This window comes from Exiguobacterium sp. UBA5002 (assembly GCF_002396765.1).
Classification (GTDB): Bacteria; Bacillota; Bacilli; order Exiguobacteriales; family Exiguobacteriaceae; genus Exiguobacterium_A.
In genome coordinates this window covers 20555-37246 of the sequence record NZ_DGYQ01000019.1, presented here as the reverse complement: position 1 = coordinate 37246, position 16692 = coordinate 20555, and the positions used below count along the sequence as shown (strand labels likewise).

15 protein-coding genes are annotated in these 16692 nt (G+C 47.2%); 4 read left to right on the top strand and 11 right to left on the bottom strand.

Translation table 11 applies throughout. The features are described 5' to 3' along the window. Positions 1-169: 169 nt before the first annotated feature. The 8 genes from B4C70_RS04300 to B4C70_RS04265 all read right to left on the bottom strand — a co-directional run bounded on the left by B4C70_RS04300 (position 170) and on the right by B4C70_RS04265 (position 8036). Positions 170-736: a 3'-5' exonuclease gene (locus tag B4C70_RS04300; protein ID WP_053452136.1), complete on the bottom strand. Its 567-nt coding sequence runs from the start codon at positions 734-736 to the stop codon at positions 170-172. A 108-nt stretch (positions 737-844) separates the two neighbouring features. Beyond that, positions 845-2233 (bottom strand): MATE family efflux transporter, encoded by a 1389-nt coding sequence (locus tag B4C70_RS04295; RefSeq protein ID WP_064300670.1) that lies wholly within the window; start codon positions 2231-2233, stop codon positions 845-847. Between the two features lie 150 nt (positions 2234-2383). Continuing rightward, a complete protein-coding gene (locus B4C70_RS04290; RefSeq protein ID WP_290777165.1) occupies positions 2384-3457 on the bottom strand; it encodes a site-2 protease family protein in 1074 nt (357 codons plus the stop codon). 67 nt (positions 3458-3524) lie between these two features. Then, on the bottom strand, positions 3525-4796 hold the full coding sequence (locus B4C70_RS04285; protein WP_290777164.1) for a sensor histidine kinase: 1272 nt from the start codon (positions 4794-4796) through the stop codon (positions 3525-3527). Further along, positions 4793-5476 (bottom strand): response regulator transcription factor, encoded by a 684-nt coding sequence (locus tag B4C70_RS04280; protein ID WP_058704419.1) that lies wholly within the window; start codon positions 5474-5476, stop codon positions 4793-4795. Before B4C70_RS04280 ends, B4C70_RS04285 begins: the two co-directional genes overlap by 4 nt. Before the next feature lie 19 nt (positions 5477-5495). Further along, a complete protein-coding gene (locus B4C70_RS04275) occupies positions 5496-6380 on the bottom strand; it encodes a hypothetical protein (protein WP_290777163.1) in 885 nt (294 codons plus the stop codon). 97 nt (positions 6381-6477) lie between these two features. Further along, on the bottom strand, positions 6478-7029 hold the full coding sequence (locus B4C70_RS04270; protein ID WP_290777161.1) for a maltose acetyltransferase domain-containing protein: 552 nt from the start codon (positions 7027-7029) through the stop codon (positions 6478-6480). A gap of 122 nt (positions 7030-7151) precedes the next feature. Further along, complete coding sequence (locus B4C70_RS04265; RefSeq protein WP_214856640.1) at positions 7152-8036, bottom strand: SDR family oxidoreductase; 885 nt, start codon at positions 8034-8036, stop codon at positions 7152-7154. Between the two features lie 131 nt (positions 8037-8167). On the opposite strand from B4C70_RS04265, the gene B4C70_RS04260 reads away from it, so the two are divergent. After that, on the top strand, positions 8168-8641 hold the full coding sequence (locus tag B4C70_RS04260; protein WP_290777160.1) for a VOC family protein: 474 nt from the start codon (positions 8168-8170) through the stop codon (positions 8639-8641). 153 nt (positions 8642-8794) lie between these two features. On the opposite strand, the gene B4C70_RS04255 is transcribed toward B4C70_RS04260, so the two are convergent. Next, positions 8795-10144, bottom strand: a complete 1350-nt coding sequence (locus B4C70_RS04255) for an FAD-dependent oxidoreductase (protein WP_290777159.1) — start codon at positions 10142-10144, stop codon at positions 8795-8797. A 410-nt stretch (positions 10145-10554) separates the two neighbouring features. Between B4C70_RS04255 and B4C70_RS04250 the strand changes: the two genes are divergently transcribed. Beyond that, a complete protein-coding gene (locus tag B4C70_RS04250) occupies positions 10555-11172 on the top strand; it encodes a YitT family protein (protein WP_290777157.1) in 618 nt (205 codons plus the stop codon). 102 nt (positions 11173-11274) lie between these two features. After that, positions 11275-11841, top strand: a complete 567-nt coding sequence (locus tag B4C70_RS04245) for a GNAT family N-acetyltransferase (protein ID WP_035412163.1) — start codon at positions 11275-11277, stop codon at positions 11839-11841. A gap of 193 nt (positions 11842-12034) precedes the next feature. On the opposite strand, the gene B4C70_RS04240 is transcribed toward B4C70_RS04245, so the two are convergent. Together B4C70_RS04240 and B4C70_RS04235 are read right to left on the bottom strand one after the other, a co-directional pair. Further along, positions 12035-13210, bottom strand: a complete 1176-nt coding sequence (locus tag B4C70_RS04240) for a hypothetical protein (RefSeq protein WP_290777155.1) — start codon at positions 13208-13210, stop codon at positions 12035-12037. A 151-nt stretch (positions 13211-13361) separates the two neighbouring features. Continuing rightward, entirely contained in the window at positions 13362-13889 is a 528-nt protein-coding gene (locus tag B4C70_RS04235; RefSeq protein ID WP_023469644.1) for a YbjN domain-containing protein, read from the bottom strand. A gap of 201 nt (positions 13890-14090) precedes the next feature. Between B4C70_RS04235 and B4C70_RS04230 the strand changes: the two genes are divergently transcribed. After that, the gene (locus B4C70_RS04230; protein WP_290777153.1) at positions 14091-16544 is read left to right on the top strand and encodes a CoA-disulfide reductase; all 2454 of its coding nucleotides are present in this window, start codon (positions 14091-14093) and stop codon (positions 16542-16544) included. Positions 16545-16692 lie beyond the last annotated feature (148 nt).

The window sequence follows — 16692 nt, the reverse complement described above, 5'->3', positions numbered from 1 at the left end:
AGTTCACTCCTACAGGAAAAAGCGCATTTATGCGATGTCAGAGACAAACGAGACCCGTTTCCTGCTCGAATAGAGCGGGAAAACTGGCTTGTGTCTCGCCTGAGGAAAGGGCGTGAAAAGATGCGTCATTTTTTGGAGTCAGCTCTGTTGTCTACAATTTTTTTGTTTATTAATAGGCAACCTGTCCCATCCGAACGCCACAAAACGTATGCAAGGTGACCGGATCCTGTAGATTCGTTCGTTCCAACATATCGTTTAAGAGCAAGGCACAGACGTAGGCATCCTCTTTCGCATCATGGTGCTGGAAAGAGACGTTGAGGAATTCTGCCATCGTATTCAATCGATGGTTTGGCAACCACGGATACAGTTTGCGGGATAATTTGACCGTGCAACCGTACGTAAAAGCGGGCATCTGGTACATATCGTATTTTTGAATCGCTTTTTGGAGCGCCCCCATATCAAATGATGCATTGTGGGCGACGACCAGTTGAGCACCTGCGATTAAATCGTATAAGCCATGTGCTTCCATCGCTTCAGGTAACGTCGGTGCATCGAAGACATCACTCGGACGAATTCCATGAACCCGGATGTTTCCGGCGTCGAAGTTCTCTTCTGGATTGATTAAGACCTGTTTACTCTCCGTGACGCGACCGTTGGAGAGGACGGACCAACCAAACGCACAAATGCTTCGGCTATTCCGATTTGCCGTTTCAAAGTCAATCGCTAATGTGTACATACAGCAGACTCCTTTCTGTCATTCACTAGTAACAGAATACATGTTCGTATTATAGAAGTCCATTAAAAAAGACCATCTGCAAGGCAGATGATCTGATATCCATTCCAGTCACTTCGCGGTGGCGACTTTTTGTTCCTCTGCGACGTATTCCTCCGGTTTAAATAACAGAACGCGATCTTTATAGGCGAAGACAAGGGCCGTCAAAACAGCCATCGCATCAGCAATCGGGAAAGCGAACCAGACCCCGTTGACACCGAAGAACAGGGGTAAAATCAGGACGAGTGGAATCGTGTATAACGTTTGGCGTGACAAGGACAAGAATAAAGCGACTTTTGCTTTGGCGAGCGATTGATACATCCCGTTGACAATCATTTGAATCCCGTAGACGAACGATAGAGCGAATAAAATGCGCATCGCACTCGAGCCTTCCTGCAGCAGTGCTGCTTCTTCCGTGAACAAGCCGACCCAAAAACGGGGGAACAGTTGAATCAGTAACCACAAGCTGATTGATAACGATAAGCCGTAACGGATTGCGAGTTTGATGGCAAGCGACATCCGGCTAAATTGCCGAGAACCGAAATTATACCCGACGATCGGTTGCATCCCTTGTACGATCCCCATGATCGGCATACCGACAAGCGCCATGAACTTATTGATGACCGCAAACGTCGCTAGTTCTGTCGTACCCCCGTACCGGACGAGCATATGGTTGACGGTGATGAACAAAATCGATTGAGAAACCTGCATGATGAACGACGATGATCCGATTTGCATCATCCGAAACGTTAAACGGAAATCGGGTTTGAAAGCATTTCGATCGAGTGTTAACCCCGTTTGCCGACGTTTCGTAAAGAAGAATCGGAAAACAAGTGCAGCACCGACGATTTGTGCAACGACTGTCCCGAGTGCAGCACCTTGGATGCCCCAATCAAGACCAAAGATGAACAGCGGTGTTAGGACGATGTTGATTGCAACCGTCGTCAGCATGACGCGCATCTGATAGTTCGCGCGTCCTTCTGCACGTAACATGGCACTCGACGCCATCGTCAACATGAAGAACGGAGATCCGATCAAGAGGACGCGTAAGAAATCGATACTATACGGCATGATCTCATCTGTCGCTCCAAAGAGACGAAGTAACGGTTCGACGAAGATGAAAGCACTGATGATGGCGAGCATACTGATGAAGAAAACCGCTATCAAGACGTTGGCATAAGCACGACTGGCACCATCCGTTTGTTTTTGACCAAGCCGTTGTGATGCAATTGCAGCCCCCCCGATACCGATTGAGTTAGCGATCGCCATCAACACGAGCTGGACCGGGAAAGCGATTCCGACAGCGGCGACGGCAGCCGTACCGATACCTTGAGCGACGAAAATCGTATCGACGATATTGTAGAGTGCCGTGACGAGCATCCCGACCATCGCCGGTAAAGAGAGACTAAGTAAGAGCTGATTGACAGGTGCTTCACCCAGGCGGGCAGTATTTTTATTCATGGAAGGAGAGCCTCCTTTTTTAGACAAGTGGTAAGTAGGGTTTTACTCAGAGTAGTCGCTTCTTTGATGAGATGCAAGAAATCACTCTAGTCAATGTGTTTGCTCCATGAAAAAAGGATGCGCTATGAAGCGCATCCGATGGAACTAGATTCAAGATGGTGTAGGGAGATAACCTTTCGAGTACTCGAAAGCAATGAATAAAATGGCATCGAGCGCCAAGTAAGCAAGGAGCGTGATCGTTTGTTGTTTTTTCGGCATCTGGTGATACTGGACGGACTCTTCAGCGAGTCGGAGCGGCTCGATTCGCTGATCGATTCGTCGCAACAACGCATCGTAGTCGTTCGCAGCATCATATTGATACCGTAACAGATCGTCCGCTTCCTGACGTGCCTCTTCCGGACTCGCTTGTCGCAAATCTTGTAAATCGAGACGAAGTGACCAAGCAATCGGGTCGTACGTACTTTCGACCGTTTGTTCTTCCTCCACTTCCGGTGCAAGAGCGACTTCCACGTTTGCACGTTCTTGTTCCGCCTTTGCGCGTAAGACACGTTCGCGTGCAGCACGGTATAACATCAAGGTCGATCGGTTCTCTTCATATTGTTTTGCGAACTTATACCGTTTCCAGACAGCACTACCGCCGAAGAAAGCGATCAAGAGCAGAATCAAGCTGAAGTTCGTGAGGCCGTAAGCAATCAAGGCAGCAAGACCCGCAACCCAAACGATGATCGGAAGTCCCGCAAGAATCCGTCCGCCGTCAAGCGGACTGACGGGAAGTAGGTTGAAGAGATTCAATAGAGCTCCGAGATGGAAGATGACGAGCCAAAAGTCATTTCCCGTCACAGCGTATCCAATCGCAAGCGGAATCAGGGACACGAGACCCGCGAGTGGTCCACCGTACGCAAGAATCGCTTCTTGTTTTGGTGTCCGGAACGTATCTTTGATCCCGATGACGGCTCCCATGAACGGTACGAAAATCGCAGGACCCGTTTTAAAACCGAGTCGTTTCGCAGCGAGTAGATGTCCCATCTCATGAATGAATAGGAGATAGAGTAATCCGACTCCGAACCAGACACCGAATACTTGAGCGTAAAAGAGAAGCGAAACTCCGAACGAAATCAGAGTGCCTCCAAACTTCGAAAGTTTCAATAAGGCAAGGATGACCTTTCCTTTCGTTAAGAGAAAGGCGCCGGCAACAGCAAGTCCACCCCAACGTTTTTTAGCCATCGTGAAATTCCTTCTTTCATCATGTGACGTTCTTCCTTAAGTGTACGACACAAATGTAGAAAAAGTTTCATTTAGACTGCTCGGGAATCAGATAGAAACAACTGCCATCTGGCTGACGCGCTTCACTACCGACCTGAAAATGGTGTGTCGTCGCAAGTGCAGCGGCAATCGACAATCCGAGCCCACTTCCTGAACGATCGCGTGCTGCATCAAGTCGGTAAAACCGGTCAAATAACCGGGCACGTTCTTCGTTCGTTAGAGATGTCCCGCGGTCAAGGACAGCAAGTCGCTCCTTGCGAAGATGTAATTCAGGAGAAGTGGCATATTTCAGGGCGTTATCGATATAAATCGTCAAGATGCGTAGTACCGCTTCGCGATTCGCCCGGATCGTTCCAGAGGCATCAACAGGGATGATCGTCCCTGTCACGTGATACATCCGATCGGCGAGTTCGCTCCCAAGCTCGGCTAAATCGATCTCTTCAACAGATGTTTCTTCATACCCGAGACGAGACAGTTCGAGCATGGGCTCGATCAAGGTCGTCCGCATCGCGCGCGTCTCCTGCAAGATGTGTTCAATCGATTCATCGAGGACGTCCGGCTTCGTTTTTCCCCATCGTTTCAACAATTGTGTATAGCCTTCGATGACGGTCAATGGTGTCTTCATCTCATGCGAGACATCGGCGACGAATTGCCGTTGTTGTTCCATTGTCTGATCGACACGCCCAATCATCTGATTGAAGACATGACCGAGGCGACCGATTTCATCATCGCGTTCGGTCTGCACAGTCTCAAGCGTTCCAGAAGACGAGATCCGTTGCATCGTATCATTCAGTTGTCTGAGCGGGCGGAGCGTCTGATATGCAATCCAGAAGCTACCGATGAACGCGATGACGATTCCGACGACCAACACGATGGTGAAGGTCAAGATGAGTGTCGAGACCGTATCATCGACGCTTTCATCTTCGAATAAATAGGCTTGATCCTGATAGACGATACCGAACCAATCGCCAGACTTGAAAGGTTCGTTCGAGCGCGGGATACCGGGGAGGTCACTTGCTCGTACGTCTCCGTTAACGGTAGACGAGTCGTCATCCTCTTCATCGTTTGAAATGCCCCATCGTCCATCTTCGTTCGATAAGACGACGGAATCTTCATGAAGCGTCAGTAATGCCCGGACTGATGAATCATCCTCCATCAATTCCTCTGCCTGTTCAAGCTGCGTATAACGGGATTCAATCAAATGATTGCGGACGACGAAGGTCACGACGATGAACGAAAGCAGTAATAAAAGTGTCGTAAAGGCGGTGACGGATAAAGCGAGTTTCGTTCGAAGCTTCATGGCGTCGCCTCCCGTAGCACATACCCCACCCCACGAACGGTCTGAATCAAAGCAGGAGGGTGGGCATCGACTTTTTTCCGAAGATAACGGATGTAGACGTCGACGATATTCGTCTCGCCGAAGTAATCGTACCCCCAGACGCGATTTAGGATTTGTTCGCGTGTCAGGACATGTTCCTTGTTTTCGAGTAAATACGTCAGGAGTTCGAACTCACGTGGTGTCAAATCGAGTCGCAATTCATCGCGAAATGCTTCGTGTCGATCAAGGTCGAGTACAAGATCAGCGAATTGTAACGTGCGCGATGCGTTATTCGTTGAAGCGGGAGTGCGGAGTAACGCCCGGATCCGGGCAAGGAGTTCCTCCATTTCGAACGGTTTCGTCACATAATCATTCGCACCAAGATCAAGTCCTGCGACCTTATCGTAAACTTCCCCACGTGCTGTTAGCATAATGACAGGGACATGAATGCCTTTTCCACGGAGCCTGCGCAACACCTCGAAGCCGCTCAGCTCCGGCATCATCACGTCGAGTAAGACGAGATCAACCGAATGCTCAGCGGCAGCGAGACCATCTTTTCCGTTAGAGGCGACACGTGTCGCGTACCCGGCATATTGGAGTTCGAGTTCAAGGAGGCGTGCGATTTTCGCATCGTCCTCAACGATTAAGATGGTGGTTGGCATAAACATCCTCCTTTAATGATCATTCATCGATTTCTGTCACTTCGTCTGACGCGTTCAACTCAAGTTTGACGGAACCACCGACTCGGACGTCATCATCTTGTTCCATGTTTGATGCACGAGAGTACGATTTTTGCGTACCATTCTGTTCGATGATGATCTCTTGATTCGTTATTTTAGCGAGCGTGCCGCGGACTTCTTGCTCCCGTGCATCGTCACGGTCTTCGTCACGTGTAGCATTACGATCCTCGTCGTCGTCTTCCCGATCAAGCTCACGGACTTGACCGTCCGCATTCAATTCGATTTTCACGATATCCCCAGGTTTCGCAGCGTCACGTTCCGCACGATCTGCAATCGCGTAGACCGTCTCTTGTCCATCTTGTTCGAGTGTCAATTCACTTTGTGATAGGGCGCGAAGGATGCCGTATCGTTCATTCGCATCATCCGATGAATCATCTGAGCGATTGCCATCGTCCTCTCGGTCATTCCGATCATCTTGATCTTCTCGCTCAAGTTCCGTGATTTGCTGATTTGCATTCAGATCGATTTTGACCCAATCACCTTCTTGCACGGCTTCGCGTTCGACTGAAGAAGCAAAGTCATACGTCTGAGCGTCACCATTGACGTCGATCGTCATCGAACGATCCGATAGTTTCTGTAATGTGCCTTCGAGTTCCTGATCGTCACGCATCGAAGCTGGAAGCTTTTGTTCGACTTGGCGCGAAGCAGCTTCGACTTTTTGCTCTGCCTGCTGTGAAGTAGTGACCGTCGAGTTGACGAGAGAGTGTCCTGGACCTGTGAAGAGTAGGAACGCACCGGCTCCTGTTAAGACTGTACCCGTTACGGCAAGTGTAGCGATTCCTTTTTTGAAGCGTTTATTCCCTTTATCTGTTCGTTTTGCAGTCATGATGATGTCCTCCTTTAGTAGTGGCTGTTGTTCTTATACATAGAATAACCAGACCACGTGAAAGGAAGCTGAGGAACAGATTAGAATTTGATGAGAATTAGATCGTCTTGATGACTCGGGCTGGATTTCCACCGACGACGCTGTTTGCCGGTACATCCTTGACGACGACACTACCTGAGGCGATGACAGCATTATCTCCGATCGTCACACCGGGATTGATGACCGCACGTCCACCGATCCAGACATTATTTCCGATGACGACCGGTTTTCCGAATTCATAACCGCTGTTGCGTTCGACAGGATCGAGTGGATGGGTCGCAGTATAGATATGTACTCCTGGAGCAAGCATGCAGTTGTCACCAATCGTAATCGGGCAAATATCGAGCAAGATACAGTCATAATTGGCATAAAAGCGAGCCCCTAACGTAATGTTGTAGCCATAATCACATTTAAAGGTCGGTTCAATGTAAAAGTCGGTCTGCTCCGTCTGGAATAATTGTTGAAGAAGTGCTTTCCGTTTAGTCCCATCATGAACACTCAATTGATTGAACTCATAACAGAGCGATTGTGCCCGGATACGGTCAGCTACGAGTTCCGGATCTTGTGCTAAGTAGAGTTCCCCTTGAATCATCTTTTCTTTTTCAGTCATCTGATTCACTCCTTCATCGTTATTACTCTCATTAGACTAAATGGTGCTTCGTGATGCAACTGATATCCCGTTAAGACACGCGAAAACAGGATAGCCGAAGCTATCCTGTCGAGATTCACTCCTTATGCTAATTCGATTCCGCCTGTGACACCATAGATTTGCGCCGTGACATAGCTTGCAGCGTCTGAAGCGAGGAAGACATACACATCCGACAGTTCGACCGGTTGACCACTTCGTTTCAGTGGTGTTTCCTGTCCGAACTCTGGAATGTTCTCGCTTGGCTGACCACCCGAGATTTGAAGTGGTGTCCAAATCGGACCAGGTGCGACGGAGTTGACACGGATTCCTTTTGGCGCGACTTGTTTAGCGAGTCCACGCGTGAAACCGTTGATGGCAAACTTCGTCGAAGCGTAATCCAAGAGATTCGCGCTTGGATTATATCCTTGGACAGATGTCGTCGTGATAATCGAAGCGCCTTCCTTTAAGAGTGGCAAGGCTGCCTTGACGACCCAGAAGAGGGAGAAGACGTTGATTTCGTATGTCTTGCGTAATTGCTCCGTCGAAAGGTCGAGAATGTTTTCGACAGCTTGTTGTTTACCCGCGACAAGTGCCAAAATGTCGAGTCCACCGAGTGATTCATGTGCTTCTTTGACGAGTTGTCCACAGAACGCTTCATCACTTAAATCACCAGGTAAGAGATATGCTTTTTGTCCCGCTGCTTCAACGAGTGCTTTGACCTCTTCAGCATCCTGTTGTTCTTCCGGTAAGTAGTTAAGGACGATATCAGCCCCTTCACGAGCGTAGGCGATTGCTGCTGCTCGGCCGATGCCGGAGTCGCCACCCGTAATCAATGCTTTTTTGCCGATCAATTTGCCAGAGCCTTTATAACTCTCTTCGCCACAATCGGGAACAGGTTCCATTTTTGCTTGAACCGCTGGTGCGTCCTGATATTGTTTTGGGAAATCGTCATTGAAGTATTGTGTTAACGGATTTTTCGATGCAGCCATGTAAACATTCCTCCTGAAAGTTGGTTTTGGTATAGCGTGTATGTTCCCTCAACAGGTCGGATTAAACGTTTCTGATGATAGTAAATTTGGAAATTGATGGTTTACACTCGAAAAAGAGGAGTGTGAAGAAGATGATTACTGGATTGTATGAAGCTCATTTACCGGTCAAAGAACTTGAACGATCAATTGTCTTTTACGAAGAGTTAGGTCTTGAATGTGCGTTCCGAAATGAACGCGTCGCTTTCTTTTGGATCGAGCACGGTAAGAGTTGGTTGGGGCTATGGAAAGCAGGTCAAGCTGAGTTACCGTATCATCCGTCGATTCGCCATGTTGCGTTTCGGATGGAGCATGAAAATATCGACAAAGCACAGGACTGGTTAAAGGAGAGAGGGATTGAAGTTCGATCAGCCTTCGGTGTAGCAGGAGCAAATCAACCGCTCGTTCTCGATAATCATCCACATGCGCACGCAGCAATCTACTTCGAGGATCCAGATGGTAATTCACTCGAATTGATCGCACCGTTACGCTTTGATATGGAGACGATGAACGGAACGATGTCGTATCAGGACTGGCAGCATCTTTATCAGATTGAAACGGAAAAATGAAGAGGTGACTGTAACGTTCAGTCATTGATTACGCATTCAAATCGCAAACTGCATGACGTGTTCTTTTATAGAAAACGGTTCGAAATGAACAAAAAGTGCAATCTTTCTCCTCATAATAGAGAAAAATTGCACTTAATCTATCTTGCAATAAATTTAGACACGAGCTGATTGGCGCTCGCTCATTGCTTGTAGAGCTGCTTGGTTTAGTAAGTTCCACGGTTTGTTGTAGTGCGGTTGGAAGAAGAAATCGACGAAAGCGAGCTCTTCAAGTGTCATGTCATTTTGAATCGCGACAGAAAGTGTGTTCATTGCCTGTGTCAAATCAACTTTTGAGATGATTTGTGCACCGACGACACGATGTGTTGCCGTCTCGAAGACGAGCTTCAATTGGACGTCTTCTGCTGTTGGCATGAACTCTGGACGATACGCATCTGTAACTGTCGTGCTGCTCACTTCAAGTCCGAACAAGGGTGCCGCTTCTTCTGTCAAACCAGTCGACGCGATGTTCAAATCATATAAGCGAAGACCAGATGTGCCTTGTGTTCCTTGGTAACGAATCTTTGGTGCGAGTAAGTTTTTTCCGATGAGCGTACCCATCCGGACAGCATTCGTTGCGAGTGGAATATAGGCATGTGTCCGAGCTGGGTTGTAATAGACGGCACAGCTGTCACCAGCAGCAAAAATGTTCGGGTTGCTCGTCCGCATATAATCGTCAACGATGATGGCACCGTTCGGTAACATATCGACTTGTCCTTTTAAGAGTTCCGTGCTTGGGCGGAAACCGACACAGAGAATGACGAGATCCGTTTCAAATGTGCCTTTGTCTGTAACGACGTGTGTGACAGCACCGTTTTCTCCTTTGAAGCTTTGGACGGTTTGTCCAAGTTCAAGACGAATGCCGCGATCTGTTAATTCGCGTTCAATGACGTCAGTGAACGAGCGGTCGAGGTATTTGTTGAGAATGCGATCTGCACTGTCGATGAACGTAACATCTTTTCCGTAGGCTTCAAACGCTTCGACGAGTTCAGCACCGATATAGCCTGCACCAACGACCGTGATCCGCTCTGCATCTGATGCTTTTTCGATGATTGTTTGAGCGTGGTGATAGTTTTTACAGAGCTCGATTTGGTTCAACTCAATACCAGGAAGCATTGGAATGATTGGCCAAGATCCAGTCGTCATGATGAGTTTATCGTACGTATCGTGAACGACTTCACCAGTCATGAGGTTTTTCGCAACGATCGTTTGACGTTCACTATCGATTTCAAGTACATCATGTTTCAGACGCATCTCGGCTCCGAGCTCAGCAAGTTCACTTGGTGACGAGTAAAATAGCGATTCCGCGTGCTTGACGACACCACCGACGTGAAGTGCGATCCCACAAGAGAGAAACGATACATTGTCATTCCGCTCATAAACGGTGATCTCGATATCTTGTTGTGAAGCGAGTTCTTTGACTGCTGCTGTTCCTGCGTGTGTACATCCGATGACTGCTACTTTCATGGGTAAAGTCTCCTTTGTGTTTTGTTTGTGATGTAAATCACATTCATTTGATATACTTAGTGTAATCCTTCACAAGTTCACTTTCAAGTAGTTTGTTCAACGTTGAGCATAATCTTGTCTAAATTGTGAATGAGTGAGCAAAAGTATTTGGATTATGTGAAGAATGCGTAAAACTGTTTTAGTTACTGAAATTCGGGTTATAATGAAAATAGATTTTTAATGAAGGGGTGGAAACCGATGGATACCGAGAGGACCAATCATCTATTCAGCTTACCTGATTTTTAGCAGTACCGGTCATAACGAACAGACGGTAATGGCTTATAAAAATCAGGGAGAGCGAAAATAGATGAATACCCAAACGGGACGTATAAAACCTCTCCCACGATGTAAACGGGAGAGGACAATAAAACATGAAACGAATCGCAACCATCTTAACCGGTACGCTGATCATGGCGTTCGGTTACTACACATTGAATGAACAGTTCGGATTAGCAGAAGGCGGCTTCATCGGATTATCGTTGCTCGGTCGATACTTTTTTGATATCAATCCTTCGATCTCAATGATCGTGCTCGATATTCCATTTTTCATCGGTGCCTTGTACTTCAAAGGGAAACGTTTCGTCAGCGAAGCGTTACTCTCAGCAGGTGCGTTATCAGTCTTTTATGAGATGTGGCACCGACTCGATTTGTTCCACTTTCCAGAACAGGCTTGGCCAGCGACGCTCATCGCAGCGATCGCTAGCGGAATCGTGACCGGATATGGTCTCGGACTTGTTTTGAAAAGTGGAGCGGCAACAGGTGGAGACGATTTGCTATCGATGGGACTCAGCAAATTGACAGGTCTATCGATCGGAACGATCTTGTTCGGACTCGATGCCATCGTGTTAGTGATCTCACTCGTCTATCTGCCGCTCAGCTTAACGTTATATACGTTACTGGCTGTAGCAATCGCTGGACGCGTCGTTGCTGTCATGACACGGGAGCCTATCATCGTACCGGCACCTGTCGTACAAAAAGTCACGCAGTGAGACGAATGAATGTCTAAAAAAATCATGTATCGGATTCGACACCGTCGAGTCCGATTTTTCAGGTTCATTAATTAGAAAATAAGTTCAAAGGAGAACGATTAGATGATTCGACAAGCACATGCTTCTGAAGCACAACAGATTGCCCCGTTGATTGAGCAAGCGATTCATGAGATTGCTGAGACATTGACGGGAACGACAGAAAAAGAAGAAGTTCTAGAAAGGCTCGCTTATTTCGTTTCCCAAACCGGAAACCGGCTCAGTCATGAGAACATCCTCGTGAAAATCATCAAGGACGAAGTAGCGGGCATCGTGATCGCTTATGCCGGAACAGAGGCGAAACAACTCGACGAACCAATTAAAGAACAATTGAAACAGTGGACAGGTCAAGACGTCCAGATCGACGTCGAGACGGAAGGACCGGTCTATTACCTGGATACCTTATCAGTGGATGCGCGTCATGGTGGAAAAGGAATTGGTACGGAACTGTTGCAGGCAGCAGCGGAAGTAGGCGAGAAACAGGGACTACAAGCGTTTACGTTAAACGCTGATCAAACGAACGTTGGAGCGCAACGACTGTATCGCCGTCTTGGCTTTAAACCGGTCCGGACGATTGAAATTAGTGGCGGTACCTTTGATTATATGGAACGTCGTTACGATATACAGCAATGAAAAAACCATGTCGATCTCCACAGTGTCATTCGGGAATCGACATGGTTTTTATAGTCATGCCATCATGGCATCGTTAGTTGATACAAATCGCTTGCGCGTCTTCTGATTCGTATCGGGCATCACTCGTAAAGCGGAAGCTTGGTGTAGACATGAAGAGGTTCACCTTAGCACTCCGTTTTCATAACATTTTTGCTTAGTTAAATGGTTTGAGTGCGTCCGTAATCCGTTCACCTATCATTTTAGCCTTGACGTCACCTTTTTCAACGAGCGCGAACCATTCGTTCGCATCTTTAGTGATTTGCGCTACTTTTTCTTTACCGAGACGGTTTTCAAGCGTGGGTTTCATCGCAACGATGAACAGGTTAGCTTCCATTGCTTTTGCCCGTGCTGTATCGATGTCTTTCTTCTCGATTGCTTCTTGTGTTTCTTCATAAGATTCGTCGACTTTTTCCGTCAACGCTTGTGCGAATAATCCTTCGATTTCTTTGTAAGAAACGTCAGCTGGCTTTGTCTTCGAGAAGTCATAACGTTCTTTTAGTATTTTGACAGTCTCTTCCTCGCCATCCGCTAAAGATTTTTTAACTGCAAGGAGGGAAGCATATCCTTCTGCTTGCCCTACCTGTAATTCTTTTTCGTCCGTCCCGCTTTTGACACCATCCTCGATTTTTTGAGCATAATCGAGTGCAGCCAAGTAGAACGAACGATAAATCGATTTATCCGTCACTTGTTTCGCGACATTGAAGTCACCGATTTTTTTAGTATCAATGGCTTCTTGCTGGGCAGATAGACCAGAAGTAATTGCTTGAGCAATCGCATCTTCATTTTTGAAATCGTAGCTTACGTCGCACTTTTTCGCTGTCGGGATGAAAACGGTCTTTGCCATTGCTTCGACATCTTTGAGTGCTTCTGTTGCAGCTTCCGGTTTACCCGCAACGAGTGCTTCTTCAGCTTTTGCTTGAGTTGCCTTTTGTAATTGATAGAAATAGGATTGTAGACCTTTATCGACGAGTTGACGTGCGATGTTCTGATCGAGATTCTTCGCTTCAACATCTATTAAAGCGGATTGAATGACTTGGTCGATTTCTGGTGCTACCGTTTTGACACCACCTTTTAGTTTTGCTTCATAACTCGTCTTGACCATCTTCCAATCCATTGCTTGTCCGTCTTTCGCTTTGTCGAGTTCTGCTTTGATCGAGCTGTAGATCGTCAATTCATCTATCAATGTCGTTGCAGCGATTCCAGCATCCGCTGATTTCGTTTCTGTCGACTGCTCTTTTTTCGGTACAGTCGTATCGGTTTCGTTCGAACCGCAGGCAGCTAAGATGCCAGCTAACATAAAGATCGAAGCTAGTTTTATGCGCTTTTTCATAATCGTGACCTCCTACAAAAGTGATAAGAAGTTTCTATCATGTAGTTGTTTTCAGAAATCTGAACGTAAGGAGAATAATTCATATTTTTAATTGAACTTTAAATAAAAAACGGCTTTGGAATAAGAATCCAAAGCCGTCCAAAATCAAAAATCAGAACTGTTCATACAGTTTTGTCAAATACGTATAGACTTCGTCCGATGCTTGGAACATCATGACAGAATGTCCGAAGATCGCTGCTGGATTGAAGCCGTGATCCAGATCAATTGTCGATGCGATCGTGACATCACGGTCGCTATCGAGAACGACGCGGAAGTATTTGAACTCTTGGTTGAAATCGTTAATGGCATTAAGAATCGGAAGATCCTCGACACCATCTGGTACGTGTGTCACTGTACGAGCGAACAATTCAACATCTGTCGTCGTCTTACTGAAGACGATCATCATCATCGGTTCTGCTCCAGCAGGTGTTTTTTCTTGTGTCATGAAGAAGACGTGTGTCTCATTCTCACGCGCTTCCATTGGAATGCCTTTTTCGACGAGGAAAGCTTGGAAAGCTTCCAAGTGTTGTTGCTGTTGCGGCGCGATTCCTTGTTCGTTTGTTTCGGGTTGACGATCTTGGTGAATCGGTGTCACTTTATTGTTCTCGTTTGATTCGTTCGAGTTACGTTCCTGGTCCATTGCAAAATCCCCCTTTATATACTATAGATTTAGTTTCAAGCATTTCAGAAGGAAATGCAACTAATGTCCGTTCAGATAGGAAGAAAATACAAAACGAATGGGATATGTCATATCTGTGAAGCCGCAAGCAACTGACTTGAAAATACATACCTGACAGGGTATATTGAGTGGCAGATAGTACTTCAAGGAGGAATCATTTAGATGAAAACGATCATCGTAGGTGGCGTCGCAGGTGGCGCAACGGCAGCGGCACGACTACGCCGGATTGACGAAACGGCAGAAATCATTTTGCTCGAGCGCGGAAAAGAGATCTCGTTCGCGAACTGCGGACTGCCTTACTATATTGGAGATGTCATTAAAGATCGCAATAAATTACTTGTCCAAACGCCAGAGGGGATGCATGCACGATTTAATTTAGACGTCCGTAACTTGTCGGAAGCGATTCGGATCAACCGTGAAGCGAAGACTGTCACGATCCGTAACGTTGACACAGGTGAAGAATACGATGAATCGTACGATCATCTGATTCTTTCTCCAGGTGCAAAACCAATTCGTCCGAACATTAAAGGACTGAGTGATGCAACAAATGTCTTTACGTTACGGAACATTCCGGATACGGACCGGATGCGAGAATACGTCGATACGACACGTCCGGAACGGGCAGTCGTCATCGGTGGAGGATTCATCGGTCTCGAGATGGCAGAAAATCTTGTCGAACGTGGGGCACACGTTACCCTCGTTGAAATGGCAAACCAAGTCATGGCTCCGATCGACCCGGAAATGGCAGCGATCGTTCATGAACATCTTCGGGCAAAAGGCGTCGAGCTGATTCTAGAAGATGGCGTCGCTCGTTTTGAAGAAGCAGGTCGTCGTGTCGTCTTGACAAGTGGACGCGTGATTGAGACAGAGATGAACATCTTATCAATCGGTGTCGCACCGGAGAGCACGCTCGCAGCAGATGCTGGTTTAACGCTTGGAATCAAACAGACGATTCAAGTCGACAATCAACTGCGGACATCCGATCCGTCGATCTTTGCGATTGGTGACGCGATCGAAGTTAAGGATTTTATCACGAAGGAAGCGACACATGTACCGCTCGCATGGCCTGCGAACCGTCAAGGGCGCCTCGTCGCCGACATCATTGCCGGGCGCGATGTCCGGTACAGTGGAACGCTCGGTACAGCAGTAGCGAAAGTCTTCGATTTGACAGTCGCTTCTACCGGTAACAACGAAAAACGATTGCGTCAGCTCGGTATGCGTTATGAAGCGATTCACCTCCATCCGGGATCCCATGCGGGTTACTATCCAGGGGCGAGTCCCATTTCGATGAAGCTGTTATTTGATCCAATTGAAGGAACGATTTATGGTGCACAGGCAATCGGTATGACAGGTGTCGAGAAACGAATCGATGTCCTCGCGACAGCGATTAAAGGCGGCTTGACAGTGCTTGATTTACCAGATCTTGAACTATCATATGCACCACCGTATAGTTCAGCAAAAGATCCGGTTAACATGGCAGGATATATCGCGTCAAATATCGTCTTAGGTGACAGTACGAACGTTCATTGGCACGAAATCGATGCGATCGTCGCCAACGGTGGTTTGTTACTCGATGTCCGTGAACCATCGGAAAACGAGTTAGGTGCGATTCCGGGATCGGTCAACATCTCGTTACCGACGTTACGTGAGAAGTTAGATGATCTGCCGAAGGATCAAACGATCTATGTGACATGCCAAGTCGGATTACGTGGATATGTTGCGAGTCAATTGTTGCAACAACACGGTTATGATGTCAAAAACTTAAGCGGCGGCTACAAAACATGGTCGGTCGTGCATCGAGATCAAAAGGCACGAAGCCAAGCGGAGGAGGAGACTGCTGTGACGTTAACGAAACGTGAACCAAAAACGAAGGCTGCACCGGCACAAGTGATGTTGCTCGATACGTGCGGCTTACAGTGCCCGGGTCCAATTTTAGAGTTAAAAACAAAAATCGACCAGATGACGGATGGCGAGCAAATTTTTGTCAAAGCGTCGGATCCGGGATTCTTACCGGACGTTCAAGCATGGGCGAAAAAACTAGGTCACACGGTCCATTCAGCGGAGATGAATCAAGGGGTCGTCGAGGTCTTGCTTGAAAAAGGGCAAGGGGAGACACCAGCTGCAGCGCCGGTTCAAGTCAATCCGGCAGATGATGCGACGATGGTCGTCTTCAGTGGTGATCTTGATAAAGCACTTGCTTCTTTCGTCATTGCGCAAGGTGCACAAGCGATGGGAAAACAAGTGACGATGTTCTTTACGTTCTGGGGCTTGAACATCATTCGAAAACCAGACGCACCGGCAGTTGAGAAAGCAGGAATCGAACGGATGATGGGCATGATGATGCCGAAACATGCCGGGGAGCTGCCGCTCTCGAACATGAACATGGCAGGCGCCGGTCAAAAAATGATGAAAAAAGTCATGAAGGACAAACAAGTCGATGCACTCGAGACGATGATGGCAAAAGCACAAGCTGCTGGTGTCCGAATGATCGCCTGCACGATGTCGATGGATATCATGGGCATCAAGAAAGAGGAATTACTGGATGATATCGATTATGGTGGCGTCGCCAGTTACCTTGGTGCAACGGATGGTGCCAATCTGAATCTGTTCATCTAATCTAAAAACCTGTTTAAATGAACGTGTCAAACCTGACATCTGATGTGAGGTTTGACACGTTTTTTGCGCCCTAAGGTATAGATGAGTTTGATTTTTCAAAAAAAATTGCGTATGATAATTCACATGTGAAAAAAGTTTACATCTAAAA